The sequence below is a fragment of the Streptomyces sp. NPDC059355 genome, assembly GCF_042752335.1.
Taxonomy (GTDB): domain Bacteria; phylum Actinomycetota; class Actinomycetes; order Streptomycetales; family Streptomycetaceae; genus Streptomyces.
Window position 1 is genome coordinate 1 of sequence record NZ_JBHYXN010000092.1, and the last position, 3868, is coordinate 3868.

Here is a 3868-nt window from a genome sequence, read left to right on the forward strand (position 1 = left end):
GAGCGGGTCCCACAGCGCTGCGCGCTGTGCCAACGGACCGCCTCGCTGCGCTCTGCGGGGCTCGGCTTCGCCGAGCCAGGGCCGGCCCCTTCGGGGCCGGTGTCCTGCGCTGCGCTCCGGACAGTTCGGGGCTCCGCTTCGCTCTGCCCCGAACGGCCTGCTCTGCAGGCCTGGGTGACCCCGTTTCACGGGGTCTGGGCCTTCGGCCCGTTGGGCGGGTCTGCTTCGCTCCCCCGCCCGGGGTCCTTCCGGCTTTGCCTCCAGGACAAGCCCGCTCCGCGGGCGCTGGCAGCAAGGATCTGGCCGGGGTGTGGTCTGTTCGTGCCGCCTCGGGGCGCCTCCGCCCTCAGACCCAGTACCCGCCGCAGTCACAGGGCTGGGGCTCCTCGTCCGGGGCCAGGGTCAGCGGGCCCAGTCCCGCGACCAGTTCCTCGTCGTTCAGGTGCCCTCCGAACCGGTCCCAGCTCGCGATGAACCGTCCGGGCGTGAGCCCAAGGTCGAAGACCGATGTGAACGTCGAGATCATGCAGAAGGCAATCGCGCCGTCGCGGTCGACTGGATCGCTGATCCGACCCTCCAGGTCAGCTCTCAGCCAGATGAGCATCTCCAGCGTGGACGCCCCGCCGATCGCCCTCCGGCGCAGCTCCCGCTCGATCTCCTGCTGTCCAGCGCCCCGGCTCATACCCCACCCTTCGAAGAGACCCGCCCGCAAACTGGTGCTTCAAAACTTAGCTCGGCTTGATACGGGAACTGATGGCATGGTGCACTCCGAGGTCCCCGCACAGCAGCCACACTGTCTACGGCCAGTGCACCTCGTCGTGCGGGTGATTCACACTGAGGGACCGGGGCTGGGCTCGTCACTCGGCTTCGCCATCGAAGTCGTAGGGCGGGATGGCCCATCGCAGCACCATCTCTCCCGCCTTATCGGCTTCAAGCGTGACCGGATAGAGAGGAGGGCCGCCAGGCCGATGAACGCCTCGTGCGGGAGGACATCCTTTCCGGCACTCCACCGGCGGTAGAGGGCGCGCTGCTCATCGAGCGTGAGGGTGGAGCCCCTGAAGCCACGTGGCTGCGGGGCCTCCACGGCTGCAGCGGGATTGTGGAGCACCAGGCCAGTGCGGTGGGCGTGGGAGAAGAACTGTCGTAGCCCCGCAAGCCAGGAAGCCCTACGAGCCGGGCTGCGGGCCAGGAATGCCTCCAAATCGGTGACGTTCACACTCGCCCAGGTGGTGTGACCTTGGGCGTGGAGGTGGAGTGCGAGGTCCCGGACGGTGTCGAGGCGGATCTCGATGGTCTTGAGCTGGTTCGGACGCAGCCCAAGGCGCTCGGCGTTCTGCCGCTGGGCCACCAGCGCGTCCGCGAACGAGCGGACTGCGGGGCGCAGCGGAGCCGGGACTGCCTGGATCCGCCGCTCGCGCAGAGCGGCTGCCTGCGCGTCCTCGGAGCTGGCAGGAGCCGTGAGGAGCTGTTGGGCGTGGAAGAAGTCTGCGAGCAGCCGGCTGAGCCAGGGGCGGGTACGGCGGGCCTCTGCGAGCAGGGTGTGCGGGTCGGTGGAGCCGGCGTCGATGACGAGACGGGCGGTATGGGTGAGGGCGTCCGCGGCGTAGAAGGTGTGGCGGTGCGTCGCCAGATGCGAGGCCAGGGCATTCCACCACGAGGGCGTACACGGCATCTGTCGGGCCCAGCTTGCCGCGCGGGTCTCAACCGTGTGAGGCGACCGCTCGTAGCAGCCCTTGCACATGCCACACGCCCACTGGGACAGGACACCGCATCCCGAACAGGCCGCGAGCAGCTCCGCCCTCGCGGGATCGGAGCAGGGACGGCACCACTGAGTCGCCGCGTGAAGAGTCCGCCGTCGCCCGCAACGCTGACAGGGACCACGCCCGTGCCCGCCCGCAGCCCTGCGCCGGCAAGCCGCACACGTCTCCTGCGCCGAACGCCTGCCGCCCCCGCAGCCCGGACACGTCCGCGAGCACCAGGCGCACAGGCCCGAGCCGGGACGGAGCCAGCGCAGCTTCGTACACCCAGGGCAGCAGCCTGGACGGCGCCGGGAGCGTTCGCTGCCATGCGATCTCGAACCTGCCAGACAGAAGAGAAGGAACTGCGGACAGCCGCGATGGTCACAAGGGAGGCAGGGACCGCCTCCCGACAGCCCGTAGCGGGCCCGGCAACGGCTGCCTGCCTGACTGCTCCGCCAGTGCCACCGGTGCTGCGGGACCGAGCACGAGGAGATCTCCAGGAGCACAGGCCAGGGCAGTGCACAGCGCGGTCAGGGTGGACAGCTTCACCTGGGACGGCTGCTTGGTGAACAAAGCCGACACCGAGGCCGGTGACAGGTCCAGACCCGCCTTCTCGGCAAGCAGCCGCCGCAGCTGGGTCCCCGTCCACACACCGCGCTCCGCCGCGGCCATCCGCAGCCGCCACTGAACGCCTGAGGAAGCCTGGTCAGGGAGCGCGGGTCCTGATGACGTCATGTCCACGCTCTCCTCCGGTCAGCCGGCCAGCGTGCGGACAACGGAGTCGGTGGCACGCTGCCAGGCGTCCTCGACGAACCGCTGGGACGGCTTCACGTACGCCATCGTCGAGGCGATATGCCGGTGCCCGAGCAACTGCTGGACCGCGATCAGGTCCATGCCCCGCTCGTACTGGTGCGTCGCGCACGCCCGGCGCAGCACGTGAGGCGTGAACCGCTCGTCGCAGGCCGCGCCCTCGAGGTCGAGAAGGCGGGCCAGGCGGTCCCGGACCGTCCCCGTCTTCAGTGCCTGGCCGTCCTCGTCGCAGAACAGCGCCGGGGTGGCGGGGAACAGCGGCCGGACGTCTTCCAGGTACCAGGCCAGAATCCGGTCCAGGCCCTCCAGCATCGGCGCCCATCGCGGCCGCGGCCCCGACGCATTCGCCGCCTTACCGAACCGCACATGCAACTTCCCCAACGGCCCAAGACCCGGATACACATCCGCCCGGTCCAGGCGCACCAATTCACTCACCCGGACCGCCGACATGTACGGCGTGCGCAGCATGGCGTAATCCCGCGCCGCAGCCCGGTAGTCGGACGCCACAGCCACCTGGGAACGCATGAAAGCGAAGAACGCATCCAGCCGCTCCGTGCCGGGAGGCGGACCCACCGCGGCGTCGTCACCGGCATGCCGCACCCGGTTGAACCGATCCAGACCGCCATCACCGACCGGAACCCCGAACAAAGCACGGACCTGGACCGCGTAGCGCTGCACGACGAAGGTATGGAAAGCCCGCAGCATCTGCAGGTACTGCCTGCGCGTACCCGCCGCCAGACCAGCGACAGCAAGGGCGTGGAGCATCTCATCCACGTCCTCAGCCTCCACCTCCCACACCGGGCAGTCGAAACGCCCCAGCGCCCGGGCCAGGAGAGAGGCGTAGCCGCGGACCGTCGTCGGAGCGAACCCGCGCACCACCCACGACCTCGCGAACGCCTCAGCACACTCGGCCTGGAACACCCACGGATCCGCCCCGGCGTCCGGATCGGCCAACCCGCCTCCAACCAGGCGCAGCCCGCCCCGCTCCCCCACAGCCATCCGCAACACCCCAAAGCTCGTCAGTCAGGCAGCACCTGAACAACCACGCCGCCACCGACAGACCCAATGAGACGCCGCAGGAAAGGCAACCATCGCCAGCGAAACAACCGGCTCATCCACACGCCGACTCCCGCGGCTCCACCTGCGAGAACCGATGAACGAACCGTCCATGCAACTCCAACAACCCCGCCGACCACACACGGGCATCCGCCCGTACCGACTCCTGTCGGGCCTTGACCCCGAATCCTGAACACGATTTATGCGGCTGATGCCAGGGTAGTTGGTGGTGCTTCGAGTGCGGCTTCGTAGGTGATGGGGCT

4 protein-coding genes are annotated in these 3868 nt (G+C 69.3%); all 4 read right to left on the minus strand.

Annotated elements, in window-relative coordinates:
* Window positions 1–346: 346 nt before the first annotated feature.
* The 4 genes from ACFXGI_RS38460 to ACFXGI_RS38475 all read right to left on the minus strand — a co-directional run bounded on the left by ACFXGI_RS38460 (window position 347) and on the right by ACFXGI_RS38475 (window position 3503).
* A complete protein-coding gene (locus ACFXGI_RS38460; protein ID WP_384717677.1) occupies window positions 347–682 on the minus strand; it encodes a hypothetical protein in 336 nt (111 codons plus the stop codon).
* Window positions 683–829: 147 nt separating this feature from the next.
* A complete protein-coding gene (locus tag ACFXGI_RS38465) occupies window positions 830–1672 on the minus strand; it encodes a hypothetical protein (RefSeq protein ID WP_384717680.1) in 843 nt (280 codons plus the stop codon).
* Window positions 1673–2120: 448 nt separating this feature from the next.
* The gene (locus ACFXGI_RS38470; protein WP_384717683.1) at window positions 2121–2474 is read right to left on the minus strand and encodes a helix-turn-helix domain-containing protein; all 354 of its coding nucleotides are present in this window, start codon (window positions 2472–2474) and stop codon (window positions 2121–2123) included.
* A gap of 18 nt (window positions 2475–2492) precedes the next feature.
* Window positions 2493–3503, minus strand: a complete 1011-nt coding sequence (locus ACFXGI_RS38475) for a tyrosine-type recombinase/integrase (RefSeq protein ID WP_384717686.1) — start codon at window positions 3501–3503, stop codon at window positions 2493–2495.
* Window positions 3504–3868: the final 365 nt, after the last annotated feature.